At 77.3% G+C, this 705-nt stretch carries 1 protein-coding gene; it reads right to left on the bottom strand.

The features are described from left to right. Positions 1-705 (bottom strand): hypothetical protein (locus tag DZG00_RS16140; RefSeq protein WP_119455857.1); only part of this gene is annotated, 705 nt, incomplete at both ends.

Below are 705 nucleotides of genomic sequence, written 5' to 3'. Positions count from 1 at the left end.
CGCCCTGACCGCCCGACGGCGTCGGACCGCGCGCACGACGAGCGCGCCGAGGATCCCGACGACCACCGCCACCGCGAGCTGCCCGAGCACGCCGCCCTCGCCGCGGAGCACCGCGCCGCCCACCATGCCGCCGGCGTCGAGGAGCTCGAGCGGGTAGCGCAGCAGCACGCGGTTGCCGAGGGCGTAGGTGACGCCGACCACGACGGCCGTCCCGACCCAGAGGAGCAGCACGGCCACGATGGATCCGACGATCCGGCCGACCGAGCGCAGCCCGGTGAGCGCGATGGCGACGCCGAGCACGACGGGCGGCACCCACGAGATCACCGGCAGGATCGCGTACGCCGTGTCGCTCAGCATCCCGGTGGCGCCGCGCGAGACGAGCCCTCCCAGCCACCCGCCGAGCAGCACGACCGGGACGGCCGCCGCCACGACGGCGAGCCCCGCGGGCGCGCGGGCGAGGAGCGCCGCGACGATGCCCGCGAGCAGCACCATCGCCGCGGTGCCCGCGACGAACGCCACGAGGTAGACCTGCGCCTCGCTGATGGAGGCGCCCGTGCGGTCGCCCGCGCCGGAGACGTCGTCCATGCCGAGCCCGTCGGCCGTCACCGTCGCGGTCTGCACGAGCGCGACGACCTGCGCGAGGAGCAGCCCCGCGACCACCAGCCAGGATCCGCGCCGCGGGAGCCGCGAGCGCAGCGCGCGGCC

This window comes from Clavibacter lycopersici, from assembly GCF_003576405.1.
In the GTDB taxonomy this organism is placed as follows: domain Bacteria; phylum Actinomycetota; class Actinomycetes; order Actinomycetales; family Microbacteriaceae; genus Clavibacter; species Clavibacter lycopersici.
Note: the sequence above shows the minus strand (reverse complement) of the source record. Positions and strands in the feature narration are given on the sequence as shown.